The 15,671-nt window shown below is 59.2% G+C and carries 13 protein-coding genes; 7 read left to right on the top strand and 6 right to left on the bottom strand.

The features are described 5' to 3' along the window. The 3 genes from NZK35_RS12775 to NZK35_RS12765 all read right to left on the bottom strand — a co-directional run bounded on the left by NZK35_RS12775 (window position 1) and on the right by NZK35_RS12765 (window position 3,545). Window positions 1-816, bottom strand: coding sequence for a Na(+)-translocating NADH-quinone reductase subunit C (locus tag NZK35_RS12775; RefSeq protein WP_259632924.1), 816 nt, complete (start codon window positions 814-816; stop codon window positions 1-3). After that, the gene (locus NZK35_RS12770) at window positions 803-2,101 is read right to left on the bottom strand and encodes an NADH:ubiquinone reductase (Na(+)-transporting) subunit B (RefSeq protein ID WP_259632923.1); all 1,299 of its coding nucleotides are present in this window, start codon (window positions 2,099-2,101) and stop codon (window positions 803-805) included. The genes NZK35_RS12775 and NZK35_RS12770 overlap by 14 nt, the downstream gene beginning before the upstream one ends. Window positions 2,102-2,195: 94 nt before the next feature. Next, the gene (locus tag NZK35_RS12765) at window positions 2,196-3,545 is read right to left on the bottom strand and encodes a Na(+)-translocating NADH-quinone reductase subunit A (RefSeq protein WP_259632922.1); all 1,350 of its coding nucleotides are present in this window, start codon (window positions 3,543-3,545) and stop codon (window positions 2,196-2,198) included. 524 nt (window positions 3,546-4,069) lie between these two features. Between NZK35_RS12765 and typA the strand changes: the two genes are divergently transcribed. The 5 genes from typA to NZK35_RS12740 all read left to right on the top strand — a co-directional run bounded on the left by typA (window position 4,070) and on the right by NZK35_RS12740 (window position 8,472). Beyond that, window positions 4,070-5,896: a translational GTPase TypA gene (gene typA / locus NZK35_RS12760; protein WP_259632921.1), complete on the top strand. Its 1,827-nt coding sequence runs from the start codon at window positions 4,070-4,072 to the stop codon at window positions 5,894-5,896. Window positions 5,897-6,150: 254 nt separating this feature from the next. Then, on the top strand, window positions 6,151-6,732 hold the full coding sequence (locus NZK35_RS12755) for a hypothetical protein (RefSeq protein ID WP_259632920.1): 582 nt from the start codon (window positions 6,151-6,153) through the stop codon (window positions 6,730-6,732). Further along, entirely contained in the window at window positions 6,729-7,283 is a 555-nt protein-coding gene (locus tag NZK35_RS12750; protein WP_259632919.1) for a hypothetical protein, read from the top strand. The genes NZK35_RS12755 and NZK35_RS12750 overlap by 4 nt, the downstream gene beginning before the upstream one ends. Before the next feature lie 143 nt (window positions 7,284-7,426). After that, the gene (locus NZK35_RS12745) at window positions 7,427-7,792 is read left to right on the top strand and encodes an STAS domain-containing protein (RefSeq protein WP_095742109.1); all 366 of its coding nucleotides are present in this window, start codon (window positions 7,427-7,429) and stop codon (window positions 7,790-7,792) included. Beyond that, window positions 7,789-8,472 carry a sensor histidine kinase gene (locus NZK35_RS12740; RefSeq protein ID WP_259632918.1) on the top strand — a complete coding sequence of 228 codons (684 nt, stop codon included), beginning with the start codon at window positions 7,789-7,791 and terminating at the stop codon, window positions 8,470-8,472. The genes NZK35_RS12745 and NZK35_RS12740 overlap by 4 nt, the downstream gene beginning before the upstream one ends. 29 nt (window positions 8,473-8,501) lie before the next feature. Here NZK35_RS12740 and NZK35_RS12735 read toward each other — a convergent pair whose 3' ends face one another. The 3 genes from NZK35_RS12735 to NZK35_RS12725 form a co-directional block, all read right to left on the bottom strand. Continuing rightward, window positions 8,502-9,599 (bottom strand): alkene reductase, encoded by a 1,098-nt coding sequence (locus tag NZK35_RS12735; protein WP_259632917.1) that lies wholly within the window; start codon window positions 9,597-9,599, stop codon window positions 8,502-8,504. A gap of 363 nt (window positions 9,600-9,962) precedes the next feature. Next, complete coding sequence (nadB, locus tag NZK35_RS12730; RefSeq protein WP_259632916.1) at window positions 9,963-11,621, bottom strand: L-aspartate oxidase; 1,659 nt, start codon at window positions 11,619-11,621, stop codon at window positions 9,963-9,965. 96 nt (window positions 11,622-11,717) lie between these two features. After that, entirely contained in the window at window positions 11,718-12,902 is a 1,185-nt protein-coding gene (locus NZK35_RS12725) for a DUF1570 domain-containing protein (protein WP_259632915.1), read from the bottom strand. A gap of 220 nt (window positions 12,903-13,122) precedes the next feature. On the opposite strand from NZK35_RS12725, the gene NZK35_RS12720 reads away from it, so the two are divergent. Together NZK35_RS12720 and NZK35_RS12715 are read left to right on the top strand one after the other, a co-directional pair. Beyond that, entirely contained in the window at window positions 13,123-14,451 is a 1,329-nt protein-coding gene (locus tag NZK35_RS12720) for a hypothetical protein (protein ID WP_259632914.1), read from the top strand. Further along, window positions 14,448-15,488, top strand: a complete 1,041-nt coding sequence (locus NZK35_RS12715; protein WP_259632913.1) for a peptidylprolyl isomerase — start codon at window positions 14,448-14,450, stop codon at window positions 15,486-15,488. The genes NZK35_RS12720 and NZK35_RS12715 overlap by 4 nt, the downstream gene beginning before the upstream one ends. The last annotated feature ends 183 nt before the right edge of the window (window positions 15,489-15,671 follow it).

Here is a 15,671-nt window from a genome sequence, read left to right as displayed (position 1 = left end):
TCAGGACCCCGATGTCTTCGACTTGCCGTTCTTCAGTTGTGACAAGAATGGTCCGTATCCATCCTCGCTGGCCCAGTAACGCAACAGGTTCGTCACGCCCCGGCTGGTAATGGTTGCTCCGGACAATCCATCGACCGCGTAAGGGTTTCCTGGAGGAGCGGAGCCTTTGTAGACCACGGCAGCGGGCTCACCGTTTTCGTCATACAGTTTCTGGTCTTCCCACTGCGCTTTCCACGCCGGGTTGTCGACTTCGCCACCCAATCCGGGTGTCTCGGCGTGTTCGTAAAACGTCAACCCTTGGATCGTTTCCAGGTCGCCCTTGAGTGCCAGGTATCCGTAAAGCGTCGACCACAGGCCCTTGCCGTAAACCGGCAACACGACTTGCTGAAAGCCATCGGTTCCGGGCTTGGTGACGAAGTAGACTTTGGCCACTTTTTCGCGACGACCGACACCCGGATCGTACGGCACTTCGCCGATCTCGATGCTCGCGTCGACCTTGTCGGCCGCTTCACGCGGGTCGTAGTCGGCCGGATCCATGCCCTCGACGATCTCGCCGGTTTCCAAGTCGACCAATTCTTCGCTGACCCAGGCGTACAGCTCTTCGATTTGCGCCTTGGAAAGCTCACTGGCCGGTTTGCCGAATTCGCCGATCGACAGTCCCGCAGCATCCAGAATGTTCTTCTGGCGGTCGAGCATCTTATTTTCTTCCTGCTTGCCCTTGAGTCCGACAGCGGCAACGCTGACGACCAGCGAGCAGACGACGCACAGGATGGTCGCCGTGAGCAGGGTGTTAACAGTTGAATCACGTTGTGACATAGCGTGCCATCCTCCGGCGAACGTTTGCGGAAACAACGAAGTAATCGATCAGCGGCGCGAACACGTTGCCGAACAAAATGGCCAACATGATGCCTTCGGGGAACGCCGGGTTAATGCATCGAATCAAAACAGTCATGAAACCGATCAGCCCGCCGTAGATCCACTTGCCCTTCTCCGTCATCGAAGCACTGACAGGGTCCGTGGCCATGAACACCAGACCAAACGCCAGACCACCGACGACAAAGTGCCAGTAGAAGGGAACGCTCATCATCGGGTTGCTGCCCGTGGTGACACCGTTGAGCAGCAACGACGTCGCGGCAACACCGCCCAGCACACCGGCCATGATCTTCCAGGAGCCGATCCCGGTCCCGATCAGAATCGCCGCACCGATCAAGCACATCAACACACTCGTTTCGCCCACACATCCCTGAACCGTTCCCAGGAACGCACTGGTCCAGGTGATCGGCTCCGTCCAGGTCACCGGATCGGCCGCACCGAGTGAATAATTGACCGATTCAAGCGAGGCCAGGGCGGCGTTGGTTTCGCCGCCCGGATCGGGCGTCGCAACGGCCATCTGCCCCAGGGCGGTCGCGCCGCTGAAACCGTCGACCGCCGTCCAAACTTTGTCACCGCTGATCTGGCCGGCGTGCGCAAAGTACAGGAACGCTCGGCTGGTCAGGGCCACGTTCAAGAAGTTTCGTCCGGTTCCCCCGAACACCTCCTTGGCAACGATTACGCCGAACGCGATCCCGACGGCCACTTGCCAGAGGGGAATCGAGGCCGGCAGGGTGAGCGGAAAGAGCAACCCCGTGACGAGGAAGCCTTCGTTGATCTCGTGCCCGCGAAGGACACTGAAGACCATTTCGATGTGACCGCCGACGAACATGCAAACGAAGTAGATCGGGATGAAAAAGATCGCCCCGAGTACCATGCAATCGGCAATGCTGCCCGGGTCATTGGTGAAACCCATGGCGTTGTGAATCGTGTAATGCCAATCACCAACGTACTTCTCACCAGCCTCTGCGACACGCTGGATGGTGGTGTTCGCCTGGTAGCCGACGTTCCACATTCCAAACAGCGTCGCTGGCACGAGAGCCATCACAACGGTGATCATCATTCGCTTCAGATCGATATTGTCACGCACGTGCGTTTGCCCGTGAGTGATTTCGCCCGGCGTGTACAGAAACGTGTCAATCGATTCGTACACCGGATACGCGATCTGCAGCGGTCCGCCCTTGTCAAACAGCGGATGGACTTTGTCCAGAGCAGCGCGGAGTGCTTTCATTGGTCAGTCTTGCCCAATAACGGTTTTTTCTGAGTAAATGGAACGGCTCGGCAGCTCCCCGCCGCGTCCGCTAGGTGTCTGTGAACGGTTCGGATCAGCCTTCGCGCTCGATCGTGGTCAAGTTCTCGCGAAGCAACGAGCCATATTCATATTTTCCGGGACAGACGAAGGTGCATAACGCCAAGTCTTCTTCTTCCAGCTCCAGAGCGCCCAATTGTTGCGCCTGGTCGGTGTCGCGGACGATCAACGCGCGGAGCAATTGCGTCGGCAAGATATCCAGCGGCATCACTTTCTCGTAAGTCCCCAAGGGAACCATCGCACGCTCGCTGCCGCCGGTGCTGGTCGTGAAGGCAAACTTCTGGTTCGGCAACATCGTCGAAGCGAACACCCGCGTCGTGCTGAACTTGTCAAAGCCCGGTTTTTGCCAGCCGAGAAACTCTCGCTCGTCGCCTTCTTGAATCACCGAAATCTGCGTGTGATAGCGTCCCAGAAAGTTGTGCGGAGGATTGGCGGTGCGGCCGCAAAGTACCGACCCGGAAATCTGGCGGACTTTCATCTCGGCATCGTACTCGCCGTCGACCAACTGGCTGATGTCGGCCCCGATGCGGGTTTCCAACAGACGCGGTTTGCCGATCACAGGGCCGGCGAGCGAAATCACCCGTCGCACATCCAACTTGCCAGTCGTCAGCAGGGCACCGATCGCCATCACGTCTTGATAACCCAAGTACCACACCTTCTTGGTCGGACCGACCGGATCGAGTTCGTGGATATGGGTTCCGACCAAGCCGGCCGGATGGGGACCGCCGAATTCGGTGACCGTGACGCCATCGACCGCGCCGCCGGGGATCGCCGACCCGGGAGCCTTGCAGACGTGGACCGTGCCGTCGGTCAGCTTCGTGATCGCAGTGAGCCCCAGAATGAATTGATCCTTACGGTCGGCCATCGCCGTGGCCGGGCAGGCCGCGAGCGGGTTGGTGTCGATCGCCTGGACGAAAATCGAACTCGGTTTCGTGCCCGGGGCGGGGACCTTGCCAAACGGTCGCGTCCGCAACGCCGTCCACAGCCCGCTGGTGACCAGCAACTCCGTCAAGGCCGCCGCATCCATCGCGTTGACGTCGCCGACGTCAAAGCTGACGCTGTCCGATTCGCCCGGCGAAGGATCGACGTCGATGACCACAGCCTCAAACTTTCGCTTTTCACCGCGAATCACGTCCGCAACCGTTCCCGCCGCCGGCGAGGTGTACGTCACGCCTTCGGTTTTCTTGTCGGTAAACAACGGCTGACCCAATTTCACCTTGTCGCCCGGGGCCACCAACATCGTGGGCTTCATGCCGATGTAATCGTCCCCGACCAACGCCACTCGCGTGACCGGCTTGGCGACTTCGATGTGCTGAGCGGGCGTGCCGAGGATCGGAAGATCCAATCCTTCTTTGATCGTGATCATAGGCTTCGAAAAACGGTTGAACGCGGGACTGAACGCGGGAACGAAAACAAACGCGGGGACGCAACCCGGCGTCGGAGGATCAAGCAGACACGGGGCACTTTGTGATTTTTTTCACAAGCGAGCAGCGAGCAAATGCCCACGTCGGTGGGCAAACGAAAACGGCAAGTTCCTTGGCCAGGGAATATTACATAGCTGACAATAACTCGCAACGGTACACCGATCGGCAGACCAGAGACGGAGGCTCGCAAAACCCTTAGGGCCAACGGAACGCCTGTGCGGGCGGCTAGCGAAGCTGTCACCCGCACGGCAGGAAAGGTCTAGCGAGAAATCGCCCAAGCGTATTCACTATCTATCCGACGAGGAAACTTCCTTTTCGTTTCTGTGACTCAAACGGTTGGCGCGAATCCTCATTTCTTACCGATTTTCGTTGCGAAACGACACGGCACCCCCTCCCCACCTCGGTGCCGCGTCAACGGCCCGCTGAGTCCCTTCGAAGCCTCTCCACTACCCTGCAAGCGTTTTTTGTGACCAACTCCACTTTGGCTGATCGCCGCACCGATATTCGAAACGTTGTCATCATCGCCCACGTTGACCACGGAAAGACCACGCTGGTTGATTGCTTGCTGCGGCAAAGCGGTCAGTTCCGCGACGCGGAACTCAAGGGCGACTGCATCCTGGATTCGAACGACTTGGAGCGAGAACGTGGGATCACGATTCTTTCCAAGAACATCGCGATTCCCTACCGCGACGTGAAGATCAATCTGATCGACACGCCGGGGCACGCCGATTTTGGCGGTGAAGTCGAACGCGTGATGACGATGGCCGACGGCTGCCTGGTTTTGGTCGACGCAGCCGAAGGCCCGATGCCGCAGACGCGATATGTCTTGGAAAAAGCACTGGCGGCGGGGGTCAAGCCGATCATCGTGGTCAACAAGATCGACCGCCCCGATGCGCGATCGCACGAGGCGCTCGACGAGGCACTCGAATTGTTGGCCGACCTCGGTGGTGAGCACCAACTCGATTCGGTCGCCTACGTCTACGCCAGCGCCAGAGAGGGATTCGCGACCACCGATCCTGACCAGCCCAACAATGACATGCGGCCGCTGCTGGATCTGTTGGTCGATCATTTGCCGGGGCCGGAAATCGACGCCGAAGCCCCGCTACGGATGCTGGTCACGACGCTGGATTGGAGTGAGTACGTCGGAAGAATCGCCGTTGGAAGGATCCAATCGGGCCAGATTCGCGCCGGCCAGACGATTGACCTGCACCAGAAAGGAGGGCCGGTCAAACAGAAGATTGCGGGGCTGTACGTGTTCAACAATCTGGGCCGGGCGAAAACCGAAGTTGCCAGTGCGGGTGATATCGTGGCGATCGAAGGCTTTGACAACGTCGAAATCGGCGACACGGTTTCCGCAGTCGACGCCAATAACCCGTTCGATCGGCCGGCCGTCGACGAACCCACCCTCGAAATGGTGTTCGCCGTCAATTCGTCTCCGATGGCGGGCCGGGAGGGCAAATACGTCACCACGCGGCAGATCAAGGCACGTCTGGAAAAAGAACTCGAACGCAACGTCGCCCTCCGCGTCGAATTGATCCCCGGGACCGAGTCCTATGCGGTCAAGGGGCGTGGCGTGCTCCATTTGGCCATCTTGATCGAAACAATGCGGCGTGAAGGATTCGAACTGAGTGTCGGGAAACCACGCGTCATCAATCGCGAGATCGAAGGAAAACCCCACGAACCGTTCGAATCGCTGCGGGTCGAAGTGCCCACCGAGGCGATGGGCCCGGTGATGGAACTGGTCGGGCTGCGCCGTGGGACGTTGGAGGAAATGAAACAACGCGGCGATTACAGCTTGCTCCGATTCACGATCCCCTCCCGCGGGCTGATCGGATTGCGAACCCGGCTGCTCAATGCGACGCGTGGCACCGCACAGATTCACCACCGATTCGATAGCTATCGCCCGGTCGAACCCGAAGTCCCCCGCCGCGCCAACGGCGTTTTGATCTCGATGGTTTCCGGGAAAACGATGCCGTTTGCTCTGTTCGCCCTGCAGGACCGCAGTGACCTGTTCGTCGGCCCCGGCGTGGAAACGTACGAAGGCATGATCGTGGGCGAAAACGCACGCGACAACGACATGAACGTGAACCCCTGTCGCGAGAAAAAACTGACCAACATGCGGGCGTCGGGAAGCGACGAAAACGTCATCCTGAAACCGCCACGCGACATGTCGCTGGAAGCGGCGCTGGAATACATCGAAGACGACGAGTTGGTCGAAGTCACCCCGGAAAGCATCCGTTTGCGTAAGGTCCTGCTCAAAGAATCCGACCGCCGGCGAAATAGCCGCAAATAGGCGAGACGGAGGATCTGCGTCCGGCATGCTGTGCATGCCGGACGTTACTGCGTAGGGCATGCTGTGCATGCCGGACGTTACACACAGCGTCACCGACGCAACTCACACCCATCGTTTTGCCCCCCCGACTTATCCCGCCCGGCGAACCGATTGGCCAAATCGACGTAGAACGTGATAATCTATTGGCCTCCTGACCGCGGGCGTAGCACCGTCGCCGGCCTTTCCCCCCACTACACTCTCTGGATACCAATTCGATGACGTCCAAATCGTTCTCGCTTACCCTTGGATTTCTCGCCGCGTTTTGCTTTGCAGCCCTGCCGGGGTGCCAAGACAAATCGACCACGACGGTGACGGAGGCGTCCGATTCGGATCACGACCACAGCCATGACGATGGCGAACATGACCACGACGGCCATGACCATGACGAGCACGGCGATCACGACCATGACGACCACGAAGGGCACGACCATGACGACGCCCATGCGGAAGAGCACAACCACGATTTTCAGTCGCTGTCCGAAGCGATCAAAGAGATCGAATCACTGCGCGATACGATCCGCGACGGATTTGCCGCCGGCGACGCCGATGCCGCTCACGATCCACTGCACCACATCGGCGAAGTCCTGATCGCGACCGAGAACTTCATCCAAACCATGGACGACTCCGCACAGAAAACGGCGGCGGCGGCGGCTGTCGAATCGCTGTTGGACGATTTCACCGCGGTCGATCAAGGTCTGCATGGCAGCGAAGAGAGCAAAGCGAAGGGCAAGAAATACGACGACGTCAGCAAGTCGATCGATGAAGCAATTGAAACGCTGAAAAAGGACGCGAAATGATGTCCAGATTCCTCTACAGCGCCGCGCTGCTGCTAACCTGTTGGACACTCGTCGGCTGTGGTGACAGCTCCGAGACGAGCTTCGAAAACGCGTCACCGGCCAGCCTCGGGCCGACAGCCATGCAAGACGGATCGCTCGTCTTGACCGAGATGCCTGAAGGCGAAATCGTGACGCCGACGGCAATCAAAGAAGCCGGGACGGACGAGATCTCCGTCGTCTTGGGCGGCCGGATCGACGCCGGTGCGGCCGATCCGTTCCAGCCGGAACAATTGGCGTTCATGATCTCCCAGCTGCCCGACGAAGGACACGGTGAAGGTGATCCCGAGCACGCCGACAATTGCCCATTTTGCAAGCGCAAGCTGGAAAACGCCCCGCGGGCGATCGTCCAGTTCAAGGGGCCCGAGGGCGGCATTTTGGAAGGCGATGCCCGCCAAATGCTGGCCTTAGAGAAGGGAGACATCGTTTACGTCACCGGAATGGCGCAATACAACCCAGCCGTCAACACCGTGATGGTCAACGCCACGGGTGTGTTCCGAAAGTCCGCCCACTAATTTTGGCCTCTCCGATCCCGTTTGGCGGCCGGAGAATTGCGACCGGCGCCCAACGCTGCTAATCTACAGCGGCTGGATGGGGCGAGTTTTCGCGACAGCCCATCCCGCTTCCGCTTGTCACTCCCCTCTCAGAACCACTCGCAATGTCCGCCACCACAACGGAAAATAACGGCGAAATCTTGGTTGTCGGATTCATGGACAGCAAGATTCTCGACAGCCAACGGATCGAGCAAGTCGGCCGTGAGCTGCAAGACGCCGTTCCCCAGGCAATCCACAAAAAGTTGTTGCTGAACTTTCGTGGCGTCTCGTTCATGTCGTCGGCGATGATCACCAAGTTGGTGATGTTGAACAAAGGATGCAAAGCCCAGGGCGTTGCACTGAAGTTCTGTGAAGTCTCGCCCAACGTCTTGGAAGTCTTTAAAATCACGAAGTTGAACAAACTGTTTGACATTCAGGGCAGCGAAGACAAGGCGATCGCCAGCTTTGAAAAGAAAGGTTGGTTCGGTTGAGCCCCTCCGGCGTGACGGGAAACGGTGACGCGGAAGATCCTCAATCGCCATCCTCCGAACTGACCGCCGCCCAAATCATCGATCTGGAACGCTCGCAGATCGGTCATGACGTGCATGACCTGTTGATCCCGTTGATGTTTGCCGCATCGGCAAATCTGCAGGCCGCGTTGCGTTCAGCCGATGGTCCGGCCGGCGAGCTGGCGCCACTTTTGGATCGCATCGCCAAATCCGACGAGTGGCTCCAGCAAGCCTTGAGCCTGGCGCGAAATCTGCTGACTCAGATCTATCCGCCCGAACTGGATCAGTTGTCCTGGTTGGCTGCGGCGAAAGACACCGCCAACCGAATCGGTGGCTCGGATTGCCAAGTCGATTGGGACGTCGACCCGGCGAGCCCGGTCTGCGATTCGAACTGGAACCGCGATCAGGCGACCACCGCCTATCGCGTTTTGATCGAAGCGTTGAGGAACGCCACCCGGCACGGCAACGCAAAAACGATTTCGATCCACTGCCAACCCGATCGGTTGGTGATCGTCGACGACGGAACCGGCTTCGACCCGGCCGCCATCGATCCGAACCGGTTCGGAATTCGCTCCATGAAAGGGCGTGCCCGACTGGTTGGAAAAACCGTGTCGGTCGAATCCGCCCCCGGCGGCCCGACCACGGTCACGATGACGCTGTAAGCCTTCGCCGTTGCGTCAGCGAGAACTGATCAAACCGTCTGATAGGACGGAAAATCGGTGTAACCTTTCTTGCCGTTGGGCTGGTACCAATCGCCCATGTCCGCCTCGGGAGCCAACTCCAATCCTTCATCAAAGCGGCGCACCAAGTCCGGGTTGCTGAGGTACGGCCGACCGAACGAGATCAGGTCTGCGGCGCCCGATGCAATCGCTTGCTCGGCGGTCACTCGGGTGTACCCGCAGTTTCCCATCAGCGGTCCACGAAACACGTTGCGGAACTCGGCCAGCGTCATCGGGTCGCCGAGCTCATGGAACCCGAATGCCAACCCGTCCATGACGTGCAGGTAGGCCAGATCCAACCGATCAAGACGTTGGGCGACGAACGTGAACTGCTGACGATAGTCCGGCGAACCCATATCATTGAACGCCCCGTTGGGCGACAAGCGGACGCCGACACGTTGCGAGCCAACTACTTCGGAAACCGCGTCGACGACTTCACCGAGAATCCGATACCGATTCTCGATGCTGCCACCGTACGGATCGTCACGATGATTTGTCTTGGATTGCAGGAACGTATCGAGTAGATAACCGTTGGCCGAGTGCACTTCGACGCCATCAAATCCCGCTTGTTCGGCCCGTTCCGCGGCGGCGCGATAGTCGGCAACGATGCCGGGAATCTCTTCGGTCGTCAACGCCCGCGGGACCTCGTAGGGTTCTTTCCCCCGCGGCGTGTGGATGGTATCGCCGTCGATCTTGATGGCCGAAGGTGCCACCGGCGGCTCGCCCTCGTGGAAGCTACTGTGCGAGGCGCGGCCACAGTGCCACAGTTGCATGAAAATCTTACCGCCCGCGTCATGCACGCTCTCCGTTACCGATCGCCAGCCTTCGGTCATTTCATCGGTGTAGATTCCCGGCGAATCCACCCATCCAATGCCCTGCTGCGAAACCACCGTCGCTTCGGTGATCACCAGCCCCGCGCTGGCGCGCTGCCGATAGTATTCGGCCATCAAAGCGTTGGGGACACGGTCGCCGCCCGACCGGGCTCGGGTCATCGGTGCGAGCACCACGCGATTGGCCAGCGACAGGCCGCGCAGGTCAAACGGTTGCATCAAGTTCGGCGAATGGGACATCAGTTGGTGTTGCCTATGGAAACGAGTACGTATGTGGAATCAGTTACCACAGTCTATTACTCGGTCCAGAGCAGAGTCTTACACCGGTCCCGGAGGCCTGCCTCGCTCGCGCAACATCGCGAATCCAATCATCGCTCGATCTCTGCCGAATCGATTCTGTGATCGCCCCTCGCCGAAAACGCAGCGGATGGGCAGGAAAGAAAACACAACTGACTTCAGCTGATTCGCGTACGCGTTCGCCCCCCTCGCTTGCTTAGCCGTTGCGAATAACAGGTAAGAAGATTTCGAGGGTAAGAAAATGATGCAATGCACCATCCCTTCGAATTCGCCAATCTTCCTACCCCAAAATCTTCCTACCCACCTTCAGCGACTGTTCGTCACCGGCTCCGGCTCGAGCAAGGCGCCGCGTTGGGGGTAACCGCCGTCGACGTTGATCTGGACGGTCAGATGGCGGCGCCATTGTTCATCGTTCTGCGCGGGGTGGTCGCTTCGAAAATGAACGCCCCGCGATTCGGTTCGCACCATGGCCGACGAGACCATGATTGCGGCGGTGGTCAACAGGTTTTGCAATTCCCAGCCGGCTTCATCTTCGAATTGATGATTCATCGCGTACGCGGCGTAGGAACGGATCGTGTCAGCGGCTTTTTGCAAACCTTCGGCATCGCGTTCGACTCCGACCAATCGCCCCATCAAACTCTTCAGCGAGATGCGAACATCATCGATGTCGAACGACTCGGTGGGCAACGTCGCGGACTGACGAATCTGCATCGCCCGCATTTCATGATCTCCTTCGCTGGCCGACCGAGACGCGGCGCCGCCGGCGGCCGCTCCATAGACCAGCCCTTCGAGCAGACTGTTGCTGGCCAGTCGATTCGCGCCGTGCAAGCCGCTGCTGGTCACTTCACCGGCTGCCCAGAGCCCCGGCAGACTGGTGCGTCCCTGGCGATCGACCGTCACACCGCCGAGCATGTAGTGCGCCCCCGGCCGAACCGGAATGCGATCGCTGGCGAGATCCAGTCCGAACTTGGCACAGAGTTCGGCGATCCCCGGAAACCGCGCCACGACATGCTTGGCATCGAGATGGGAAAGGTCCAAGTAAACACAGGGATGTGACGTCGCCTGCATTTGCCGAATGATCGATTGGCTGACGATGTCTCGGGGCGCCAACTCCGCCCGCTCGTCATAGTCCGGCATGAATCGGTGCCCGTCGGAATCCACCAGATGGGCGCCTTCGCCGCGGATCGCTTCGGTGATCAACGACCGCGAGGAACCGGCGATGTACAACACCGTGGGGTGGAACTGCATGAATTCCATGTCGCTCAGTTGAACGCCGGCGCGATAGGCCAACGACGAACCATCGGCGGTCGCCACGGCGGGGTTGGTCGATTCGCGAAAAATCTGTCCGGCACCACCGGTGCACAAGATGGTTTCCTTGGCCCAGACCATCATCGGTGGCCCGCCGTCTTGGGAAACAATCGCGCCGCGGCATTGTCCGCCGTGCGTGAGCAAGTCGATGGTGAAGGTATTTTCCAGGATGCGGACGTTTTTCAGGGACCGCGTCCGCTGGATCACCGCGCGCATGATCTCCGCGCCGGTCGCGTCTCCTTGGGCGTGAACGATGCGTTCATGAGAATGACCGCCCTCGCGACCGAGTTCCAACACGCCTTCTTCCAGATCGAATTGCGTGCCCCAGCGGACCAGCTCTTCGATCCGTCCCGGCCCCTCGCGGATGACCATGTTGACGACGTCGACGTCGCACAGGTTTGCACCGGCGACCAGGGTGTCGCGGATATGATTTTCAAAGCGATCTTCGGGATCCAGCACACCGGCGATCCCGCCCTGGGCGTAGGTGCTGTTGGATTCTCGCAGTACATCTTTGGTGACCACCAAGACCCGCAGGTGAGAATCGACGGCGTTGGCCGCGCGTAGTCCGGCAAGCCCGCCGCCGATGATCAAGACATCCGTGAACCTGTGGACCGCGTGACGCGTGTCGAAAGGGACCAGATATCGCGGCGTCATCATCAGTGCAGAGTCCCAGGCGGGCGGTTTCAGGGCGGACGCGGACTGCGACCTAACCCGCTAGTTTACGCCCTCGGCCATTGTTTTGAAACATCCTGGCTAAAGTGACTTGAGAAACCAGGACACTTTTTTCGCAAATTGATCGATGTCCGTTCCCACCCAACGCTCAAAGTCATTCAGACGGGCGAATCGGTCGTACGGCTGGTAGGTCCCCCGGGATGCGGTTCCCGAAAGCACCGCCGTAAATCGTTCCGGTTCACGCTCAGCCAAATAGAACATCATCGCCCAGGCAACGGCATAGGCGTCAGCGGTCGTCGCGGGGTTGTTGAACATCTCGTTGGCCCCGACCAGATCGCGGACCGCATCGGCAAACTCCGGTGAACGACCGCCGTCATAGCGGGTTCTGAGTTGCTCCAGACTGGATTGATTGACACGGTCTCGGGTGTGCAGCCCGGACTGGCCCCGCACCATCGCTTCGGGTTCAAACATCTGCCCGACGCCTTCGGTCACCCAGCGGGGCGTGATCACGACTCGGCTGTGCACGTTGTAGTTGTAGGCGGACTGGTGGGCGGCCTCGTGCCGGACGGTATCGGCGATGAATCGCAAATGCCCGCCGTCGTGCGTGATCACGCGGTTGCTCTCTCGGGCATAAATGCCGGCGACACGTTTGACGTCCACGTTCATCCGCTGCAATTCGGCATACATGGCCGCCGAATCGGGCATCACGACGGCCACCATCGGAAATCGTCCCCGGCGGATCTGAACGCCGCGTCGCGACATGTAGGCGACGAAGGCACGGTGCGAGCGCTCGAACAGCTGCGGCCAACGTTCACCGCGCCCCCGCGGCTGGACCACCAGAAAATGCTGCGTACTGATGACTTCAAAGTCGCGGCCGAATTCCTTTTGAAGATCAACCTTCATCTCCATCGTCGTCGCAGGCTGATACGACGCCTCCAACGTGCGTATGTTTTCTTTCGCTTTGCCCGTCAACGTGTGCAACTGCCCGTCGCGGGCCAACACGATCAGCTCCGATGGGAAGTCCATGATCGGGATCCCGAGCAGCGAATTGCTGCCCATTGTGAATTCGATCAACGCCGGTGCCGCGGCCCCGCATCGGCCGGCCGACAACATCCCGCCGGCAATCAGCACCTGCACAAGCGTCAGGGAGACGAACCGTTTCACCGAGCTTCGCGAACGAATTGCCGAGCTTCGCGAATGAATTGCCGAGGGGGGCGAAAGGAAGGACAAGGAGGAGACTTCACGGCGCGTGATGGTTTGATTCATCTTGGTTGCGTGACTCAAGCGGGTGTGGGGCAGGTGATGACAAGCGTCCCGCCGGTTCCGGAGGTCGCCAACCGGTGTTCAAAAACGGCAAATCCAACCGTTTTCGTTGCCGAATTCACCGGGTCGGCGTAACCTCGCGGGAAGCTCTGGTAACATGGTGCAATCCAAACCTAGCTCAAAAACTTGTTCATTCGTGATCGGATGCATTTGTGGAGACGAGATGAATCGAACGGTCGAAACGATTCTGCGGACGACGCCCCGTCGCCGCGGCACAACCCTGCTGATCGCAGCGTTCCTAATCGGTTTGATTGCCGGACCGAACGCCGTCGGCCAACAGGCCAAACCCCGCGACGACACGCCACCGGTTTCCAAGACCGACGTGCTGGAATGGGTCGATCAGTTGGACGCCCGCAAGGCGAGTGATCGAAGTGCCGCCGAAAAAGCGTTGATCGAGGCCGGTGCCGATGCGTTGCCGTATCTGCCCGAATCGCGCCCCGAGTTTTCGATCGAAGCGAGCGAACGACTCTCACGCGTCAAAGCCGCACTGATGACGTTGAAAGCGGAAACACAGTCCAAGGCGATTCGAATCCGCTTGGGCGATGCCACGACGCTTGGCGAGGCATTGGAAGTGATCAGCCGTGAAAGCGAAATCGAATTCGAACACTCCGCCGACGAGTCGCTGCCCATTCAATCGTCCAACGCACCGCTCTCGTTCTGGCATGCCGTCGATCTAGTGTTGGACCAAACCAATTTGGACATCAACCACTACGGCGGCGACCGCGAAACCCTGCAACTCGTTCCGCGTCAGGAGACCCGGCAATCGCGGGTCGATTCGGCGGCCTACAGCGGTGTGTATCGCATCGAGCCGACGGCTGTCAGCGCCCGCCGCGTCTTCAACCAACCCGGGCAAAGCGGATTGAACCTGTCCATGGAAATCACCTGGCAACCGGGACTGACGCCGATCGGGTTGACCATCCCCGTCGCACAACTATCCGGCAAACTTGATGACGGCCAATCGCTGAAACCACAAACGACCGAAAATACCATCGACATCGCCGCCAACAGCGAATTGGCATTCAGCGAATTCTATCTGCCACTGGAACTTCCCACCGAAAGCCCGACCCGGATCGAATCGCTTCGCGGAACCATCCAATCTCTGTTGCCCGGCAAACGTCACTCGTTCGAATTGCCGCTGACCGAGGTCGGCAACAACCAAACCGTCGACGCCATGACGGTCGAGCTCGAACGCGTGCAGCGTAACGGAGCCCTTTACGAGATTCGATTCTCGGTCGAACTCCAAGACGCCGACCGAGCCCTGGAAAGTCACCGCCAATGGATCTTTCAGAACCCCGTGTATGTCCGCGACGCCGAAGGGAATCGGGTGGAAAACCTGGGGTACGAACTGTACCGACAAACCGAAAGCGGTGTCGGCATGGGCTATCTGTTCGAGATCGACAAACTCGAGGGTGCCAAACTCGTTTATGAATCCCCGACATCCGTTGTCCGCAACGAAGTCGACTTCGTCTTGCACGACATCATGCTGCCATGATCGCCTGCCTCCAGCCTTCGCCCACATCAGTCGTCCGTCAGCCACACACCGCGCGGTGGATTCATGGCGTCCTGATCGCGTTGCTCGTCCTGCCAACTTCGCTGTTCGTGCTGCCAACCACGCTGCTCGGTGAACCACCTGCGTTACGTCCCACCGATCCGATCGCTTCGATTGACGGCGAGCCCGTTTTCCTCGGCGAACTGCATTTCTTACTCTCCTCGAAACTGAAAGCGAACGACCTTTCGCAGGTGAGCCTGGACGTCCAGCGAGCCTCATCCGCGTTACTGGTGCGTCAGCATCTGGCCATGAAGTCACTCCGCCAGCAGGGCGGTGCCAATCTGCAAGCCTTGTTGGACCGCGATTGGGAAGAGTTTTTGGATGACCTTCGCCGCAAACGATCGAATCTCGACGAGTATTGCACCCAACGGCAAACTGACGAACGGTCCGTTCGAAACGCACGTGACTGGGATTCGGCATGGCGCCGTTATTTGAAGAGCAAGATGACCGACGCCAACTTAAAACGCTTCTACGAACTTCATTCGGAAAACTATTCGTCCGCTCGCTGGAACGTTTCGCATCTGTTCATCGAGGTGGACAAAGAGATCCCGGATGCCGAAGCCATCGCCGAACAACGGATCCAGACGATCGCTTCACAGCTCCAATCCGAATCTGGCTCGCCGGAGATTCTAGCGAAACGATTCGCAGAACTGGCGATCAGCGAGAGCGAAGGCGCGACGGCCAAACAGGGCGGCGGATTGGGATGGGTGTCCAAGCCCGGCGACCTGCCGGCAGCGGTCATGGACGCCATTGGCCAAACCAAAACCGCTGCGGTGTCAAAGCCCGTCCGCAGCCCGCTCGGCTTCCACCTCGTTCTGGTCCACAAAAAGGAAGTCGATCAAATTCCCTACGAAAACGTCACCGACCTCAACCCGCTTCGGCGTGATGCCGCGACCGCGTTGTTCGACGCCCTGGTCGCTCACCAGAGCAGCGCCAAGGTGACGTGGTACATCAAATCGCTTCAACCGCCCGGCGTTTGATGGGGAAATTGGCCAGACCCTGCCGTCAGCGCAAAAAAAACGCGTCCAGGAGGTTGGGGCAAAACCACCTGAACGCTAACGGTGTCGACTTGTCGTCACCGCTGTAAGAGAGGTTAATGCCAGAATGTTTCCCCGTCGAGTGGAAACTGTCGATCTTTCCGGCATCTCTTTTGGAATACGCCG

Source organism: Stieleria sedimenti, assembly GCF_025060895.1.
Classification (GTDB): Bacteria; Planctomycetota; Planctomycetia; order Pirellulales; family Pirellulaceae; genus Stieleria; species Stieleria sedimenti.
The sequence above is the reverse complement of the archived record's forward strand: the minus strand, read 5'-3'. Positions and strand labels throughout refer to the sequence as shown.